Below are 18,327 nucleotides of genomic sequence, written 5' to 3'. Positions count from 1 at the left end.
GGCGATATCTCCATTCCATCAACCGCTGGGGCTCAGCGTGCGGGCGCAAGAAAAACAGTAGCGATACGGTCTTGGGTCGGGTGCATGCAGGGGCTGCCGGCTTTCCGACCAAAGGATGTTCCATGTCGCGCTCCGCTCGCTCCACCGTCAACCGCCGCCAGTCGCTGCTGCAACTGGGTGCCTTGGTGACCCTGCCCTGGGCGGCAGGCGCCGCCCGGGCGCAGCAGACCCTGACGGTGCAGCAAGCGGGCGGCACGGTGCAGATTCCGGTCAAGCCCAAGACCATCCTGGTGTTTGACCTGGCCGCGCTCGACTGCCTGCGCGCACTGGGCGCCGAGGTCAAGGGCGTGCCCGAGGTCGTGAAGTTCCCGCCGGTGCTGGAGCAGTACGCCAGCAAGGACTACACCCGCATCGGCAGCCTGTTCGAGCCCAACTACGAGGTGGTCAAGGGACTCAAACCCGATGTGATCGTCGCCGGTGGCCGCTCGGCCGCCAAGGTGGCCGAGCTGGCCAAGATTGCGCCGACCTTGGACCTGACGGTGGACAACACCCAGCCGGTGGCCAGCGCTTTCAAGCATTTGAAGATTCTGGGCGAGATGGTCGGCAACGAGGCCCAGGCCCAGACCTTGATGGCCGCGATGCAGGCCGATATCGACAAGCTCAAGGGCCTGACGGCCAACAAGGGCGCCGGTCTGATGGTGATGACCAATGGCGGCAAGCTCAGCGCCTATGGCCCGGGCTCGCGTTTTGGCATGCTGCACGATGTCTATGGCATTCCCGCCGCCAACAAGGACATCAAGGTGGCCGGCCACGGCCAGGCGATCTCGTTCGAGTTCATCCTCAAGACCAACCCGGACTGGCTGTTTGTGCTGGACCGCGATGCCGCCATTGGCCGCGAAGGCGCATCGGCCGCCAAGCTGCTGGACAACCCGCTGGTCAACGCCACCAAGGCGGCCAAGAAAAAGCAGATCGTCTACCTGAACTCGGCCAACTGGTACCTGCTGGGCAATGCCAGCCCCGGCTCGCTGCATGACGATGTGACGCAGCTGATCAACGCCTTCTCCAAGGCCTGATTGGCGTGCTGAGCCAGCCCCTGTTGCGAGCCACAGCATGACGACCGCGATTGAGAAAGCGCCAGGCGGCGGGCGCGGCCTTGCGCTGCGGCCGCTGGCTTTTGCGCTGCCAGCCATCGCCTTGCTGGCGTTGCTGGCCTTTGTCAGCCTGCTGGTGGGCGTCAGCGATGTGTCGGTGACGACCTTGCTGCGCCTGTTCTCCCACAACGACGATGACCTGGCCACCCAGGTGCTGGTGGCCAGCCGCGTGCCCCGCACGCTGGCACTGCTGCTGGCCGGCAGCGCGATGGCGGTGGCCGGCCTGCTGATGCAGATGCTGGCGCGCAACCACTATGTCGAGCCCACGACCATGGGCACGGCGGAATCGGCCGGTATGGGCATGCTGATCGGCATCCTGTGGTGGCCCGATATGCCGGTGTTCGGCAAGATGGGCCTGGCGGCAGTGTTTGCGCTGGCGGGCACGGCCTTGTTCCTGGCGGTGCTCAGCCGCATACGGCTGCGCTCGGCGCTGATCGTGCCCTTGGTGGGCCTCGTGCTGTCGGGCGTGATCGAATCGGCCACCACTTTTATCGCCTACCGCTTTGACCTGATGCAGGCGGCGCGCTCCTGGATGACGGCCGATTTCTCGGCCATCGTGCAGGGCCGCTATGAGATGCTCTGGCTGTCGCTGGGCATCACGCTGCTGGCGATGATGGCGGCAGACCGCTTCACGGTGGCCGGCATGGGCCAGGAATTTGCCACCAACCTGGGGCTCAACTACAAGCGCCTGGTGGCCCAGGGCGTGCTGGTGGTGGCGGTTGTCACCGCGTCGGTGATCGTCACCGTCGGCATCATTCCCTTTGTCGGCCTGATCGTGCCCAACCTGGTGCGTCTGGTGGTGGGCGACAACGTGCGCAAATCGGTGCTCTGGGTGGCCTGGGCCGGGGCCTTGATGGCACTGGCCTGCGACCTGATCGGTCGCGTGGTCATCGCCCCCTACGAGATACCGATCGGCACCGTGATGGGGGTGCTGGGCAGTGCGATGTTCCTGGCGCTGCTGCTGTCGCGCCGCAAGCGCATGGGAGGCTGAGATGAATACGTTGTCTACCTCGCCTGCGGTGGCGGCGCCCACACCTGCACCCGTGTCCTGGCTGGGCACCCCGGCTCGGCGCCTGTGGCTGCTGCTGGCGCTGGCGCTGCTCGCCAGCCTCTACTTCATGACCAGCCAGGTGCAGGCCGAGTGGAGCTTTGTGCTGCCCTTGCGCGGCAAGAAGCTGGCAACCATGTGGACGGTGGCCTTTGCCATCGGCGTGTCCACCGTGCTGTTCCAGACGGTGACCAACAACCGCATCCTGACGCCGGCGGTGATGGGCTTTGACGCGCTGTTCCAGCTGATCCAGTCGGTGCTGGCCTTTACGTTGGGCGCAGCGGCCATGCAGATTCCGGAGCTCTCGCGCTTTGGCATGAATGTGGGGCTCATGGTGCTGCTGTCGACGAGCCTCTTTGTCTGGTTGTTCCGGGGCCAGGCCAGCAACCTGCATTTGCTGCTGCTGGTGGGCATTGTCGCGGGCATCTTTTTTCGCAGCCTCAACAACTTTGTCTGGCGCGTGATGGACCCCAATGAGTTCACCGTGCTGCAAGACCGTTTGTTTGCGAACTTCAACACCGTCTCGCTGCCCTTGCTGCTGCTGTCGCTGCCGGCGATTGCACTGGTGGGCGTCTGGATCTGGCGCCAGCGCCATCTGCTCGATGTGCTGGCGCTGGGGCGCGAGGTGGCCGTCAACCTGGGCGTGAACTACCAGCGCTCGGTGATGGGCGTCTTGGTGGTGGTGGCGATTTTGGTGTCCATCTCGACCGCGTTGGTCGGGCCGGTGACCTTTTTTGGCCTGCTGGTGAGCAATATGGCCTACCAGCTGATGCACAGCCACCAGCACCGCTACACCTTGGCCGGCTCGGTGCTGCTGGGGGGCCTGTTGCTGGTGGGCGGGCAGATGGTGCTCGAGCGCCTGTTTGGCTTCAACACCTCGCTGTCCATCGTGGTGGAGTTCCTGGGCGGACTGACCTTTATCTATCTCTTAGTGCGCAAGGCCAAGAGCTGAGCGCGGTGACCAGCCATGATTGAAACCGACAAGCTGCGCAAGACCCATGGCACCACGACGGTGCTGCACGACGTGAGCCTGCGCATTCCCCAAGGCCGGCTGACCGCCATCATCGGGCCCAACGGCGCGGGCAAATCGACGGCACTGTCGCTCATCAGCCGGCTGATGCCGATGACCTCGGGCTCGGTGCGCATCGAGGGCCAGGACATCACGACCACCGCCAGCGATGCGCTGGCGCGCGTGATGGCCATCCTGCGCCAGGACAACCAAAGCGCGCTGCGCCTGACGGTGCGCGACCTGGTGGCCTTTGGCCGCTTTCCGCATTCCAAGGGCCGGCTGACCGAAGAGGACCGCGTGCATGTGGATGCGGCGCTGAACTACTTGAAGCTCCAGCCGCTGGCCGAGCGCTTTCTCGATGAGCTCTCTGGCGGCCAGCGCCAGCGCGCCTACATCGCCATGGTGCTGTGCCAGAACACGCGCTACATCCTGTTTGACGAGCCGCTCAACAACCTGGACATGGCCCACGCCGTGGGCATGATGAAGCTGCTGCGCCAGGCGGTGCAGGATGCCGGCAAGACGGTGGTGGTGGTGCTGCACGACATCAACTTTGCCTCCAGCTATGCCGACCACATCATCGCGATGAAGGGCGGCGCGCTGTACTGCGAAGGGCCGCCCGAGGTCGTGGTGCGCGATGAGGTGCTCAGCGACCTCTATGAAATCCCCGTGCAGGTGCATGAGGTGGGCGGCCGGCGCTTTTGCGACTATTTCTGAATTGCGCCTTTGTTTGGTAGATTGGCGGCGGCGCATGCCACCCTGCAACGGCAACCACAGAAGGCACCTGCGATGGCAAAAGATATTCTGGTCAAGGACAAGAAGCGACTGAGCCTGCACACCTGGAGCGTGGAGGAGGGCTTCTCGACCATTGGCCGCGACCCCGGCAGCCGCTTTGTGCTGGACCACCCCAGTGTGAGCCGCAGCCACGGCGCGTTTTTTCTGCGCGAGCGCGCCGGCGTGCTGACCATCGAGGACCATGGCAGCACCAATGGCACCTTGGTCAACGGCGTGCCGGTCAAACGCAAGATTCTCTTCGCCGGCGATGTGGTGCAGATCGGCGATTTCCAGCTCTATATCCTGCAGGGATCGGCCGCGCAGGGGCAGCCCGGGCCTGCGCTGGGCAGCGGCCGGGCTTGAGTGGGCCTGGGCCCGGCTGGAGCCCGGCCGTGGTCGTCAGAACGCAGCAGGCGTCTGCTCGGTGGCCGCGTCGGCCGCAGCCGGCTCCTTTTGGCGCTGCAGCAGCATCGAGTCGCCATAGCTGAAGAAGCGGTACTCTTGCGCAATCGCGTGCTGGTACAGACCCATGATGTGCTCATAGCCGGCAAAGGCGCTGACCAGCATCATCAGGCTGCTCTTGGGCAGGTGAAAGTTGGTGACCAGCATGTCGACCACGCGGAACGGGAAGCCGGGCGTGATGAAGATATTGGTGTCGTCCGAGAGCTGGCCGGTGCGGGCCCAGGATTCCAGCGTGCGCACCGTGGTGGTGCCCACCGCAATGACCCGGCCACCGCGCAGGCGGCAACGCTCCAGCGCCGCCAGGGTGGGCAGCGGAATGTTGTACCACTCGCTGTGCATCTGGTGGTCTTTGAGGTTCTCGGTCTTGACCGGCTGGAAAGTGCCCGCGCCCACATGCAAGGTCACGCTGGCGCGCTCCACGCCCTTGGCTTCCAGCGCCGCCAGCACCTTTTCGTCAAAGTGCAGCGCGGCGGTGGGGGCGGCCACGGCGCCGGGGTTCTTGGCAAACACGGTCTGGTAGCGCTGCTCGTCCTCGGCCTGGTTGGGGTCCTGGCCGGTCTGCTGTTCGCGCTCAATATAAGGGGGCAGGGGGATGTGGCCGTGCTGCTGCATCAGCTCCCAGGGCGACTCGCCGTTGGGGCCGCTCAGGCGCAGGCGGAACAGCGCGCCCATCTCGTTGGGCCAGCGGCCCAGCAAGGTGGCATCAAAGCCACCGGCCTTCTTGCCACCCATCATGTGCAGCACGCCGCCCACGGCCGGCTTCTTGCTGACCTTCATGTGCGCGACGACTTCGTTGTCCTGCAGCACGCGCTCGATCAGCAGCTCGATCTTGCCGCCGCTGGATTTCTCGCCAAAGATGCGCGCCTTGATCACCTGGGTGTCGTTGAAGACCAACAGATCACCGGCCTGCAGCAGATCGGGCAGCTCGTGGAAGCGGCGGTCCACCAGGCCGGGCTCGCGTGCATCCAGCAGGCGGGAGCCGCTGCGCTCGGCAGCCGGGTGTTGGGCAATCAGTGCTTCGGGCAGTTCGAAATCGAAATCGCTCAGCTGAAATGTGCGGCGGGCACCGGAGAAGGCAGTCATCGTTGGCTCATGCAGGCGGAACACACCCGCAGCTCACAGGGATCAAAACAAGGGGGCGATTGTGCCACCGCCGCAGAGGCGTAGCAGGCTGCGCGGGCTTGGGGGCGTTGGTGGTCGCCTCCTACGTGCTGGGGCGGCGCAGTTGCTATAGTGGCCCGATGCAACGTCTTCGCCACTTGATGACCGTCTGGCTGGTCTGGGTTCTGGGCGCGCTGGCGGGCCCCGCTGCCAGTGCCGCGCAGGAGGAAACGCTGCGCGTGGGCTCCAAGCGCTTTACCGAATCCTATGTGCTGGCCGAGATCATGGCGCAGCAGGCCCAGGCCGCTGGCGTCAAGACCCAGGTGCGCCAGGGTCTGGGCAATACCGCCATCGTCTACGAGGCCTTGCGCTCCGGCCAGATCGATGTCTATGCCGAGTACAGCGGCACCATTGCACTGGAGATTGCCAAGCATGCCAAGGGCAGCGACCTGGCATCGCTGAACGAAGCGCTGGCGCCGCAGGGCCTGGCGGTGGGTGTGCCCTTGGGCTTTAACGACGGCTATGCGCTGGCGATGCGCCGCAAGCAGGCCGAGGAGCTGGGCATCCGCACGCTTGGCGATCTGGCGCGCCACAGCGAGTTGCGCTATGGCCTGTCGAACGAATTCATCGGCCGGGGTGACGGCTGGCCGGGCCTGGCCCAGCGCTATAGCTTGCAGGCCAAGCCCCAGGGGCTGGACCATGGCCTGGCTTATGAAGCCATCACGCAGCAGCACATCGATGTGATGGATATCTACACCACCGATGCCAAGATCGACCACCTGGGCCTCTTGGTGCTGGAGGATGACAAGGCCTATTTCCCGCGCTATGACGCGCTGCTGCTCTACCGCCAGGACCTGCCCCTGCAAAAGCCGGTGGCCTGGGCGGCCTTGCAAAAGCTGCAGGGCCGGATCAGCGAAGCGGCGATGATTGGCATGAACGCCCAGGCCGAGCTGCAGGGCCAGGGCTTTGCCGAGATTGCCAAGCAGTTTCTGGCGGGTGGGGCGTCCCAAGCCCAGGGATCGACGGCAAGCGACCAGAAGGCTGCAGCACAGCCCAGCTTTGCCTCAAGGCTGTGGGCGCGTCTGGTCGCCCCCGATCTGTGGCGGCTGACCGCGCAGCATCTGGCGCTGGTGCTCATATCGGTAGGGGTGGCGGCGCTGATGGCGGTGCCTGCCGGCATCATGCTGTTTCCGCATGCACGCTCGCGGGCCTTGGCGCTGGGCGCTGCCGGGGTGCTGCAGACAATTCCGTCGCTGGCGCTGCTGGCGGTGCTGATCGCCTGGTTTGGCGTGATCGGGCGGCTGCCTGCGCTGGTGGCGCTGACGGCCTATTCCATCTTGCCTATTCTGAGCAACACCTGCGCGGGCCTCGCGGAGGTATCGCCGGGTTTGCGCAGCGCGGGCTCGGCCCTAGGCATGACGCGGCCGCAGCGCATGCGCTGGGTGGAGCTGCCGATTGCGATGCCCACCGTGGTGGCGGGTATCCGCACCGCCTGCGCGATCGGCATTGGCACGGCCACGATTGCGGCCTTTATTGGTGCAGGCGGCCTGGGTGAGCGCATTGTGACGGGTCTGGCACTGAACGACAGCGCGCTGATGATGGCTGGCGCCTTGCCCGCTGCGGCGCTGGCGCTGCTGTCTGAGCTGGTGTTTGATCTCTGGGAGCGCTATCTGCGGCGCCGTCGCGTGCGGCGCTGATGCTGCGGGCGGCCTGCAGGGGCACTGTCTTTTTAACCAGTCGTGCGGCAAAGCATGCCAGAATGCAGCATTGCTGAAACTGCCTCCATGTCTGCTGCCACGCCTGCCAACTCTGCTGATGACGCCGCGCCCGCCAAGGGGCGCAAGCCTGGCCGGCCGCGCAAGCTAGCGGTGGCGACGCCTGGTGCAGCGCCTGCCGCCAGCGCCACCAATACCGCAAATGGCCCAGCGAAGACCCCTGCCAAGAACCCGGCCCAGCAAGCGCTGGCCAAGCTGGGACTGACGCGCGATATCGATCTGGCCCTGCACCTGCCGCTGCGCTACGAGGATGAGACCCGCATCATTGCGCTGCGCAATGCCCGCGACGGCGAGGTGGCGCAGATCGAGGCAACCGTGGTGTCGGCCGATGTGCAGCTGCGCCCGCGCCGCCAGCTGGTGGTGCGGGTGGAAGACGCCAATGGCGATCCCTGCGAGCTGCGCTTTTTCAGCTTCTACCCCTCGCACCAAAAGACCATGGCCGTGGGCAATACCTTGCGCATCCGTGGCGAAGTCAAGGGGGGCTTTTGGGGCCGGCAAATGCTGCACCCGGCCTTTCGCCTGGCCGGTGGCGAGCTGCCCCAGTCGCTCACCCCCGTCTACCCCACCACGGCTGGGCTGCCCCAGCCCTATCTGCGCCGCGCGGTGATCAGCGGCGTGCAGCGCGCTGACCTGAGCGAAACCCTGCCACCCGGTGTGGACCTGCCCTATGCCCGCTACCAGGGCGAGGGCGGCCTGGGCCGTGCCTACACCTTGCGCGAGGCGCTACAGTTTTTGCACCACCCCACGCCCGATGTGGCGCTGGCGACCTTGGAGGACCACAGCCACCCGGCCTGGCAGCGCCTCAAGGCCGAGGAGCTGCTGGCCCAGCAGCTGTCGCAGCTGACGGCCAAGCGCGAGCGTGACCGCCTGCGCGCACCGGCGCTGGTGGCGCAGCGCATGGCCGATGGCAGCCTGAACCTGCATGAGCAGTTTCTGGCTGCGCTGCCCTTTGCGCTGACCGGGGCGCAGCGCCGGGTCTGCGAGGAAATTGCGCGCGACCTGGGGCGCAACATACCGATGCACCGCCTGCTGCAAGGCGATGTGGGATCGGGCAAGACCATTGTGGCGGCGCTGTCGGCGGTGATCGCCATCGATGCGGGCTGGCAGTGCGCGTTGATGGCGCCGACCGAAATCCTGGCCGAGCAGCATTTTGCCAAGCTGGTGGGTTGGCTCGAGCCCCTGCTGGCGCCACGTGGCCTCAAGGTGGCCTGGCTGGCCGGTGCGCAAAAGAAAAAGCAGCGCGCTGAGATGCTGGCCCTGGTCGAGAGCGGCGAGGCCGCGCTGGTGGTGGGCACGCATGCCGTTATCCAGGACCAGGTGCAGTTCCAGAAGCTGGGGCTGGCCGTCATCGACGAGCAGCACCGCTTTGGCGTGGCCCAGCGGCTGGCGCTGCGGCAAAAGCTGCTGTCCACCGGCATGGAGCCGCATATGCTGATGATGAGCGCCACACCCATCCCGCGCACCTTGGCGATGAGCTATTACGCCGACCTGGATGTGTCCACCATCGACGAGCTGCCCCCGGGCCGCACGCCGGTGGTCACCAAGCTGATCAGCGACAGCCGGCGCGATGAGGTGGTCTCGCGCATTGCCGACCAGATTGCCCAAGGGAGGCAGGTCTACTGGGTCTGCCCGCTCATTGAAGAGAGCGAGGCGCTGGACCTGTCCAATGCCACCGCGACCCATACCGATCTGAGCGAGGCGCTTCCCGGGGTCATGGTGGGTCTTTTGCATTCGCGCATGCCGACGGCCGAGAAAAAGGCGGTCATGGCTTTGTTCAGCGAAGGGGTGATGGGCGTGCTGGTCTCCACGACGGTGATTGAAGTGGGCGTCGATGTGCCCAATGCCAGCCTGATGGTGATCGAGCATGCCGAACGCTTTGGCCTGAGCCAGCTGCACCAGCTGCGCGGCCGGGTGGGCCGGGGCGCTGCCGCATCGGCCTGTGTGCTGCTCTACGCGGTGGGAGACAACGGCAAACTGGGCGAAACGGCCAAGGAGCGCCTGCGGGCGATGGCCGAAACCTCGGATGGCTTCGAGATTGCCCGGCGCGATCTGGAAATCCGGGGGCCGGGGGAGTTTCTGGGCGCGCGCCAGTCGGGGGCGCCGTTGCTGCGTTTTGCCGATCTGGAGGCCGACAAGCATCTGCTGGAATGGGCGCGGGAGCTGGCACCGCATATGCTGGACCGCTGGCCGGATCTGGCGGCCAGCCATGTTTTGCGCTGGCTGGGCGGCAAGGCCGAGTACCTCAAAGCTTGAAAACTAGTACATAGCTACCAGTTAGGTTGCATGGCAGCATTGCAAACAAGATTCAAAAGTTGCAAAAACACGACGAAATTTAGGTAAATATTGATTGATTCGTGCTATGGGTGCTGCGCAAAATGATGATGGTGTTGCTTGAATAGAGGATGGTAAACGCATCCTGTCACTGGATTTATGGCGTATTGCGGTGGCAAAAATCGCAAATATGTCTTATGAAACAGGGAGGTAGCGAAGCAAGTAGGTGCATGACTATGTAGCATTGTGTAAATACCAGCATCCATATTTACCTACGTGGGCGGTGAGCAAGCGCTTGCATTTGACGCATAATAGATTAATGCTATTTTTGTTGTCGATCATTGGTACCCATGGTGCTCCGGAATAGAGTACAACTCATAGCTTGCGGTTCTGATGAAACACAGTGTGGCACTTTGTCCTCTTGGCGCTATAGCCAGGCGGTGCACAGGCCATGCACAATACGCGATTCGCACTAAAAACTGACATGACACTTACAGAGCTCAAATATATTGTTGCTGTCGCCCGTGAAAGGCATTTCGGCCGCGCCGCTGATGCCTGCTACGTGTCGCAACCAACCTTGTCTGTCGCCATCAAAAAGCTGGAGGAAGAACTCGAGGTCAAGCTGTTTGAACGCAGTGCCTCGGAAGTGTCGGTCACCAGTCTGGGTGACCAGATCGTGCGCCAGGCGCAAATCGTGCTGGACCAGGCCGCAGCGATCAAGGAAATTGCCAAACGCGGCAAGGACCCGCTCGCCGGTGTGCTCACCCTGGGTGTGATCTATACCATCGGCCCATATTTGCTGCCCGAGCTGGTGCGCCAGTCCATCGAGCGCACGCCGCAGATGCCGTTGATGATCAACGAGAACATGACCGCCAAGCTGCTGGAAATGCTGCGTACCGGTGAGATCGACTGCGCCATCGTGGCCGAGCCCTTCCCCGATACCGGTCTGGCCATGGCCCCGCTGTATGACGAGCCCTTCTTTGCGGCCGTGCCCAGCGTGCACCCGCTGGCCACGCGTGACAGCATCTCGGCCAGCGAGCTGAAGAACGAAACCATGCTGCTGTTGGGCGCTGGCCACTGCTTCCGTGACCATGTGCTCGAAGTCTGCCCCGAGTTCGCCCGCTACTCCAGCAACACCGAAGGCATCCGCCGCACCTTTGAAGGCTCGTCGCTCGAGACCATCAAGCACATGGTGGCTGCCGGCATGGGTGTGACCCTGGTGCCGCGTCTGTCGGTGCCCAAGGATGCGCTGGAAAAGGGTGTGCGCCGCCGCAAGTCGGACGAGACCCATATCCGCTACATCCCGCTGACCGACGAGATCAACGACGAGGCACCCAAGCGCCGCGTGGTGCTGGTGTGGCGCCGCAGCTTTACCCGCTACGAAGCCATTGCCGCGCTGCGCAATGCCATCTTCGCCTGCAACCTGCCAGGCGTGACCATGCTGCAAGCCTAAAGCGCGCTGCACGGTTTCTTTTGGACCCCATGCACGGCATGCCTGCATGGGGTTTTGTATTTTCTGGGGTGTTGTGAACGTGTTGTCTGTGTTGTTGCCGCTGCCGCGGCTGTTGTCGTTGGCCGCCGGCCGAGGTCTGTGCCGCCAGGGTCTGAGTTTTGCTGCTCTGATGCTTTTCGGTGCCGAGCAAGCGATGGCCCAGAGCAGTCAGCTGCCTGGGGGATCGGGCATTGTCTTTCAGGTCTTGGCCATGCTGGATGCCTGGATGCCGGCGCTGCTGGTTACCTGGTTGCTGGCAGGGGCGCTGGTTTGGCGCTGGCTGCCGCGCAGGCAGACGGCCGTGCTGTATGCCGCCAAGCAGTCCGTGGGCATGCCCTTGAGCGTGGCAGCGGGCTGCCTGCTGGTGTTTGCGATGCTGGCCTGGGTGGTGGTCTACCCGGAGCATGCCGGCCATGCCCGCTTGATGGCGGCCGATGCAGGGGCCCAGCAGTGGGCGCAAGACCATGTCTCGGCGCCGGTGCGTGAGGTTCTGCATGTGCTGACCGCTGCGGGCGATGTGCGCTGGCTGGTGGTCATGGTGCTGCTGGTGGCGGGCTGGTTGGCGCTGGGCGCGCAGTGGCATGCCTTGTGGGCCTGGGTGTTTTTTATCGGCCTCAATGGCCTGGCGGTGCGCCTTTTGAAAAACCTGCTGGACCGCGCCCGCCCCGAGGTGCTCCATGAGATGCTGACATCGGGCGCCAGCTTTCCCAGCGGCCACACCTCCGGCGCCGTGGTGGTCTATGGCCTGCTGTGGCTGGTGCTGCGCGGCCGGCTCTCGCCTGCTGCAAGCCGCGCTCTGGCCTGGGTCTGCGCTGTCCTGGTGGCCATCATCGCGCTCAGCCGCATCCTGCTGCAGGCGCACTTTGCCAGCGATGTGCTCGCTGGCGCGCTGCTGGGCCTGGCCTGGTGCGCGCTGGCGGCCCTGGTGCTGGGGCGGGGCGGGCGCCAAAATTGACAAAGACGGGGCACAGGGTAGCGCTGTGAGGCTATGCTTGCCCCCTATGTCTGCTGCTGCCCATCCCTCCATCTCGCTGTCTGAGCGCTTTGCGCTGTACCTGGATCTGATCCGCTTCAACCGGCCTGCCGGCTGGCTGGTGCTGGTCTGGCCTACCTTGGTGGCGCTGTGGGCGGCGTCGGGGGGCTTTCCGGGCTGGCATCTGGTGCTGGTGTTTGTGCTGGGCACATTTCTGATGCGCAGCGCCGGCTGCTGCATCAATGACATTGCCGACCGTAAGTTCGACCTGCATGTCAAACGCACGGCGCAGCGCCCCATCACCACGGGCAAGATTTCGGTGTTCGAGGCGGCGATGGTCGGCGTGGTCCTCACTTTGCTGTCGCTGGCACTGGTGCTGACCACGCGCTGGGAAGCGGTGGCCTGGTCGGTGCCTGCGGTGCTGTTCACCATCCTCTACCCATTTACCAAGCGCTTCTTTGCAATGCCCCAAGCGTTCTTGGGTATCGCCTTCAACTTTGGGGTGCTGATTGCATTTGCTGCCGTGCAAGGCCAGGTGCCGATGATGGCCTGGCTCTTGTGGCTCGCCAATATGTGCATGGTGCTGGCCTATGACACCGAGTACGCGATGGTCGACCGTGATGACGATCTGAAAATCGGCATGAAGACCTCGGCCATCACCTTGGGCCGTTTTGATGTTGCCGCCATCATGGCCTTCTTTGTGGTCTGCCTGGGCCTGACGGTGCTGGCGCTGGCCCCCTTGCAGCTGGCCTGGCCCTGGTGGCTGGGTGTGGCCGTGGCCGCCGCGCAGATGCTGTGGCACTACAGCCTTATCCGCCAGCGCACGCGCGAAGGCTGCTTTACGGCCTTCAGCAAAAGCCATTGGATTGGAGTGAGCCTGTTTGCCGGCGTGGCGCTTGCCTTTGCGCTGTGACCTGGCTGTGACCGGGTGGTGACAAGGGCGGCAATGTCGGTTTTTGGGAACGCTTACAGTTCCTGACACGGAGCTTTCATCGCCAGCGGCGACAAACGGAGGTTGTTTGCCACTCCCTCCTAAGCTGTCATGTTTGCTCTTCGCTCGATTTCGTCTGCATGCCGCGCCAGCGTGCGTGCATCCCAGGGCCTCTCGCTCGCCGCTGCCTTGCTGCTGGCTGCCAGCGTGCTGCCCGCTTCTGCACAGACCACCCTTGCCGCTGGTGAAGTGGCGGTGGTCGGTTTTGCTTCTACCTCACCCGATTCGGTCAGCTTGGTCTTGCTGCGTGATGTGGAGGCGGGTACCGAGATCCGTATTACTGATAACGGCTGGACCAGTGCTGGTGCATTTCGTACCGGCGAAGGTGTGCTGACCTGGCAGGCTACCACGGCACTGTCTGCTGGCACGGTCGTAACCATTACCTCCGCAGACAAGAACCCTCGCGCTGTCAACTATGGCTCTATCGCAGTCAAGGGCGCCTTCGATCTGTCCGGCTCTGGCGACAGTCTGCTGGTCTACCAGGGTGATGAGGCAGCTCCCAAGTTTCTGTATGCGTTGAACAACGTGACGGGCGGCACCTGGGACGGCGATGCCACCAATACCAACACCTCGGCGTTGCCACCAGGTCTGGTCAATGGCAGTACCGCGATTGCACTGGTCAAACAAAACAACTTTGCTTACGACACCACCAAGGGCGCTACTGAAGGCACCGCCACCGAGCTGCTGTCTGCCATCAGCACCGCCGCGAACTGGAAGGGTGGCGGCACGGCGCCTACGGCGATGACCGTGGTCGACCCGGATGCTGGTGAGACGGCAATGTTCACCCCGCTGCCCGCCACCACGGCCGGCAGCTCGGACGCCTCTGCCGGCATTGCGCTGGATGCCAGCTACATGGTGGTGGGTGACGACGAAGGCAATGTGCTGCGCGTCTACCCCCGTGGCGGCGGTGTGGCGATCAAGGAGTGGGAATTTGGCAGCCTGCTGGGGCTGAGCAAGGAGCTGGATCTGGAGGCCGGCACGCGCATCGGCAACACGCTGTATTTCACCGGCTCGCACAGCAACAAGTCCGATGGCAGCGAGGCAGACAACCGCGAGCACCTGTTTGCGGTGGATGTGACGGGCACCGGCGCCAACACGGAATTTACCTTCAAGGGCTCCTACGGTGCTCTGGAGACGCAGCTGACCACCTGGGACCGCACCAATGCCCATGGCAAGGGCGCCAACTACTACGGCTTTGTGGCTTCGTCGGCCGACAAGGTGCCGCCCGAGTCCGCTGCAGGTTTCTCGATCGAAGGCATGGCGGCCACTGCTGATGGCCAGCTGCTGCTGGGCTTCCGCGCGCCGCTGGCCAGCGCGCAGCTGCGCAACCGCGCACTGATCATCCCGATCACCAACCCTGCCGCCATGGTGGCGGGCACGGCGCCTGTGCTGGGCGCGCCCATCGAGCTGAACCTGGGCGGGCGCGGCATTCGCGATATGCAGCGTACCGATGACGGCAAGTTCCTGATCCTGGCCGGCCCTCCGGGCAAGGCCGATCCCGCTGTCAACACGAACTTTGCATTCTTTGTCTGGGATGGCCCGGGCACCACCGTTGTGCAGCAACTGGACAATGTGCTGGACAACCTGCTGCGCAGCACCGGCGGCAGTTTTGAGACCCTGGTCAGCCCCACCAGCACCGCGCAAGGCACGACCGTGCAGCTGCTGCAGGACAATGGCGACACCATCTGGCCGGGCAAGGGCTCGGTCTCCAAGGATCTGCCTTTTGCAGAACAGCAGTTCCAGGGCAATACCGTCAAGCTCGGTGGCCCCGTCGCTGCCGACACCACCGCCCCCGTGCTGCAAAGCACCAGCCCGCTGCAAAATGCGGTGGAGGTCGGCAAGACGGCGGTGGTGCGCCTGCAGTTCAGCGAAACCGTGCAGCGCGGCAGCGGCAATATCTCGCTGATGGACGGTAGCATGGTGGTCGCCACGGTGCCGATGACCGATGCGCAAGTGACCATCGATGGCAGCGCGCTGAGCTTCAAGTACAGCGCGGGCTACCAGCCCGGCAAGACCTACAGCCTGGTGCTGCCCGCCGCTGCGGTGCAGGATATGGCCGGCAATGCCTTGGCCGCCGAGCAGAAGCTGAGCTTTACCGTCAGCAGTGCCGTGGCAGCGACTGCCAAGGTGCTGATCTCCGAGGTCAACTCCAATGCCGATGGTGGCGATTTCTTTGAGCTGTACAACTACGGCACTACGCCCGTGGACCTGACGAACTGGGGCTGGACCGACAGCAGCGGCGCGGTGCCGAGCAGCTTCCCTGACGGCACCATCTTGGCCGCCGGTGCGCGACTGGTGGTGTTGAGCGAAACTACGCCCGAAGCCTTCCGCACTGCCTGGGGTCTGGATGCCGGCACGGCCGTCATCCTGGTCGCCGGCCAAGGCCTGGGCAAGGGTGATGCCGTCCTGGTGTACGACGCGAATGGCTTCGTTGCTGCGGCGATGAACTATGGCAACAAAGCACTTCCGGCGACTGACGGTTCGACTGTGGCGCCTGCCAAGAATTCCAGCGGAACGGCCGTCTCGACCAGTGACCACGCTGGCGCTGCGGTGCGCAATGCGGGCACCTCGGTAGGCAATGGGGTGTCGGCCGTTTGGGATGGCAAGTCTACGTCCGAGCCGCGCTATACCGCTGCTGCTGTCGGTGTGCTTGACGGCTTTGCCCAGCCTTCGACGCCCGCCAACATTGGCTCGCCCGGCTACGCGCAGAACCTGGCGCCCGTGGTCACCACCCCCATCTCGGCCGTGCAAGGCTCGGGCGATGAGTCGCCACTGATGGGCCAGTCTGTAACGGTGCGCGGCATCGTGACCGCCTACTTGCCTGACCTCAGCGGCTTCTACATCCAGTCGCTGCCTGAAGACGACGACAAGAATGTCGAGACCTCCGAAGCCGTGTTTGTGTTCTACGGCAACACGCCCATTGCCGGCATCAGCGCCGACAGCGTAGGCCAGGCTGTGCAACTGACCGCCTCGGTCACCGAATACAGGGGCCTGACCCAACTGGGCGGCAGCATTCTGAACTTCAGCGTGCTCAATGGCGGCGCCAAGCAGGCGCTGCCTGCGATGATGGAGCTGAGTCTGCCGATGCCCGCCTATGCGAACTGGGAGCGCTACGAAGGCATGCGTGTGCGCATCACCGGCAGCACCGGCCCGCTGGTGGTGACGGACAACTACTACCTGGGCCGCTATGGCACCGTCAGCCTGAGTGACTCCGCCAAGCTGGTGCAGTACACCGAGCTGAATGCGCCCAGTGTGGCGGGTAACAGCGCCTACATGGAGACCGTCAAGCGCAGCCATATCGTGCTGGACGATGGCAGCAGCAAGCAAAACCCGGCCACCGTACTGGGGCGCAATGGCCAGGATCTGAGTGCCAGCAATACCTTGCGTGCCGGCGACAGCACCCCGGCGATTGAGGGCATTCTGGACCAGTTCATCGACACGACGGTCGGCGCCCACCAGACCAGCTACCGCGTGCAGCCGCTGCAAAAGCCGGTCTTTACCGGCGTAGCGCGCCCCACGGTGGCGGACCTGCAGCAGGCCATCGGCAGCCCCACGGTCAAGGTGGCCTCGGCCAATGTGCTGAACTATTTCAGCACCTTGGGTACCACCAAGTTCAACAACCCCTATGGTGATTCGCTGGAAGGCCGGGGTGCGGACAATGCGATTGAGTTGACCCGCCAAACCGACAAGATCGTCAGCAACCTGCTGGGTCTGGATGCCGATGTCTACGGTCTGATGGAGATCCAGAACAACGGCTTTGGCGCTGGCAGTGCCTTGGCTGCGCTGACCAAAGCGCTGAACGACAAGCATGGCAGCGAGGTCTATGACTATGTGAAGGGCCCTTTCAACGCGGGTGGCGGCAAGACGGCAGTCGCTGCCGGCCATGATGCGATCTCCGTCGCTGTGATTTACCGCAAGGACCGCGTCGCTCCCGTGGGCGTGCCGGCCGTGCCCGATGAGGCGCAGTACGATGCCTTCAACGCCACCTATGGCAACCGCGTGCCCCTGGCCCAGACCTTCGAGAAGACGCTGGCCGGCGGCGGCAAGGACCAGTTCACCGTGGTGGTCAACCACTTGAAGTCCAAGGGCAGTGTCAACGATCCCGATATCGGTGACGGCCAGGGTGCCAACAACCAGTCGCGCAAACGTGCCGTCGAGCAGCTGCAAGCCTGGCTGCAAGGCAACCCGACGCAAGCGGGCAATGGCAAGAATGTGCTGATGGGCGACTTCAACGCCTATGCCAAGGAAGACCCCATCTCCTATCTGGAAGGCCATGGCTACCAGAAGCTGGGCGCGGGCCAGTACTCGTACAGCTTCCAGACGCTGTGGGGATCGCTCGACCATGTGCTGGTCAGCTCGGCGCTCGCCAGCCAGGTGGGCAATGTGGTGAAGTGGCAGATCAATGCGGAAGAGCCTCCGGTCATCGACTACAACACCAACTTCAAGAGCGCTGCACAGGTCAGCTCGTTCTACGCGGCCGATGCCTACCGCTCCAGCGACCACAACCCGATTGTGCTGGGCCTGAACCTGGAGGGCAGGCCTGTCGATCCCGAGCCAGAGCAGAACTTTGAGGTGGAGCTGCCAGCCGCTGGCGGTGGCGGCAGCGCTGCGGTGCAGTGGACCAGTGCCGACGCCTGCCGCCTGGCGCAAGCGCCGGTCGCTGTTTCGGCTGCCTCGCTGGGCACCTTGCCCCAAGGCCTGAGCGTGCCTTACGGCGCCCTGCAATGGACGGCCACCGGCTGCGCCATTGGTGGCAATGGCACGATGAGCATCGAGTACCCAGCAGCCCTGCCGGCCAATGCCAAGTACTGGAAGTACGGCCCCACCAAGGCTAACACCACGCCGCATTGGTACAACCTGCCATCGGCCGTGAACGGCAATACGCTGACCGTGCAGATCGTCGATGGTGGTGATGGTGATGACGACATGGTCGCCAACGGCCAGATCGCCGATCCCGGTGGTGCTGGCTGGCTGGCCGATGTGCCGGTCGATCCAGGCACTCCCGTCGATCCCGGCACGCCAGGCGCTGGCAGCGCTGTGCCGGTGCCGACCCTGGGCCTGTGGAGCCTGCTGAGCCTGAGCGGCTTGCTGGGTCTGCTGGCTGCGGGTCGCCGCCGTCTCGGTCTGAGTCGCTAAGCGCAAGCAGCCCTTGCGGCCCTCGGCCGCAGGGGCTCACCCGCTACCCAGGACTTGCTTGCAAGTCCTTTTTTCATGCCGGGCTGGCCGTGGGGTAGCGGCAAAAAACGCACCGAACGCAGACAAAAAAGCGGCCATCGATAGATG

The 18,327-nt window shown here is 64.2% G+C and carries 12 protein-coding genes; 11 read left to right on the top strand and 1 reads right to left on the bottom strand.

The window, feature by feature from the left end; all coding sequences use genetic code 11:
• The first annotated feature begins 122 nt into the window (after window positions 1-122).
• The 5 genes from WH303_RS18045 (at window position 123) to WH303_RS18025 (ending at window position 4,342) form a co-directional block, all read left to right on the top strand.
• Window positions 123-1,073: a siderophore ABC transporter substrate-binding protein gene (locus WH303_RS18045; RefSeq protein ID WP_021028290.1), complete on the top strand. Its 951-nt coding sequence runs from the start codon at window positions 123-125 to the stop codon at window positions 1,071-1,073.
• 37 nt (window positions 1,074-1,110) lie between these two features.
• Entirely contained in the window at window positions 1,111-2,142 is a 1,032-nt protein-coding gene (locus WH303_RS18040; protein ID WP_339520140.1) for an ABC transporter permease, read from the top strand.
• A gap of 10 nt (window positions 2,143-2,152) precedes the next feature.
• Window positions 2,153-3,151, top strand: coding sequence for an iron chelate uptake ABC transporter family permease subunit (locus WH303_RS18035; protein WP_445228309.1), 999 nt, complete (start codon window positions 2,153-2,155; stop codon window positions 3,149-3,151).
• A gap of 15 nt (window positions 3,152-3,166) precedes the next feature.
• Window positions 3,167-3,922 (top strand): iron ABC transporter ATP-binding protein, encoded by a 756-nt coding sequence (locus WH303_RS18030; protein WP_339520138.1) that lies wholly within the window; start codon window positions 3,167-3,169, stop codon window positions 3,920-3,922.
• A 72-nt stretch (window positions 3,923-3,994) separates the two neighbouring features.
• Window positions 3,995-4,342 carry an FHA domain-containing protein gene (locus WH303_RS18025; protein WP_148293259.1) on the top strand — a complete coding sequence of 116 codons (348 nt, stop codon included), beginning with the start codon at window positions 3,995-3,997 and terminating at the stop codon, window positions 4,340-4,342.
• 36 nt (window positions 4,343-4,378) lie between these two features.
• Here WH303_RS18025 and queA read toward each other — a convergent pair whose 3' ends face one another.
• A complete protein-coding gene (gene queA / locus WH303_RS18020; RefSeq protein ID WP_021028295.1) occupies window positions 4,379-5,524 on the bottom strand; it encodes a tRNA preQ1(34) S-adenosylmethionine ribosyltransferase-isomerase QueA in 1,146 nt (381 codons plus the stop codon).
• 158 nt (window positions 5,525-5,682) lie between these two features.
• On the opposite strand from queA, the gene WH303_RS18015 reads away from it, so the two are divergent.
• The 6 genes from WH303_RS18015 to WH303_RS17990 all read left to right on the top strand — a co-directional run bounded on the left by WH303_RS18015 (window position 5,683) and on the right by WH303_RS17990 (window position 18,180).
• Window positions 5,683-7,239, top strand: coding sequence for an ABC transporter permease/substrate-binding protein (locus tag WH303_RS18015; protein ID WP_339520137.1), 1,557 nt, complete (start codon window positions 5,683-5,685; stop codon window positions 7,237-7,239).
• 87 nt (window positions 7,240-7,326) lie between these two features.
• Window positions 7,327-9,570, top strand: a complete 2,244-nt coding sequence (recG, locus tag WH303_RS18010) for an ATP-dependent DNA helicase RecG (RefSeq protein ID WP_084635916.1) — start codon at window positions 7,327-7,329, stop codon at window positions 9,568-9,570.
• Between the two features lie 502 nt (window positions 9,571-10,072).
• Window positions 10,073-11,041: a LysR substrate-binding domain-containing protein gene (locus tag WH303_RS18005; RefSeq protein ID WP_021028298.1), complete on the top strand. Its 969-nt coding sequence runs from the start codon at window positions 10,073-10,075 to the stop codon at window positions 11,039-11,041.
• Window positions 11,042-11,234: 193 nt separating this feature from the next.
• Entirely contained in the window at window positions 11,235-12,035 is an 801-nt protein-coding gene (locus WH303_RS18000; RefSeq protein ID WP_339520136.1) for a phosphatase PAP2 family protein, read from the top strand.
• Between the two features lie 46 nt (window positions 12,036-12,081).
• Entirely contained in the window at window positions 12,082-12,966 is an 885-nt protein-coding gene (gene ubiA / locus WH303_RS17995; RefSeq protein WP_021028300.1) for a 4-hydroxybenzoate octaprenyltransferase, read from the top strand.
• Window positions 12,967-13,095: 129 nt separating this feature from the next.
• The gene (locus WH303_RS17990) at window positions 13,096-18,180 is read left to right on the top strand and encodes an ExeM/NucH family extracellular endonuclease (RefSeq protein WP_339520134.1); all 5,085 of its coding nucleotides are present in this window, start codon (window positions 13,096-13,098) and stop codon (window positions 18,178-18,180) included.
• The last annotated feature ends 147 nt before the right edge of the window (window positions 18,181-18,327 follow it).

The organism is Comamonas sp. MYb69, from assembly GCF_037479315.1.
Taxonomy (GTDB): Bacteria; Pseudomonadota; Gammaproteobacteria; order Burkholderiales; family Burkholderiaceae_C; genus Comamonas.
Note: the sequence above shows the minus strand (reverse complement) of the source record. Positions and strands in the feature narration are given on the sequence as shown.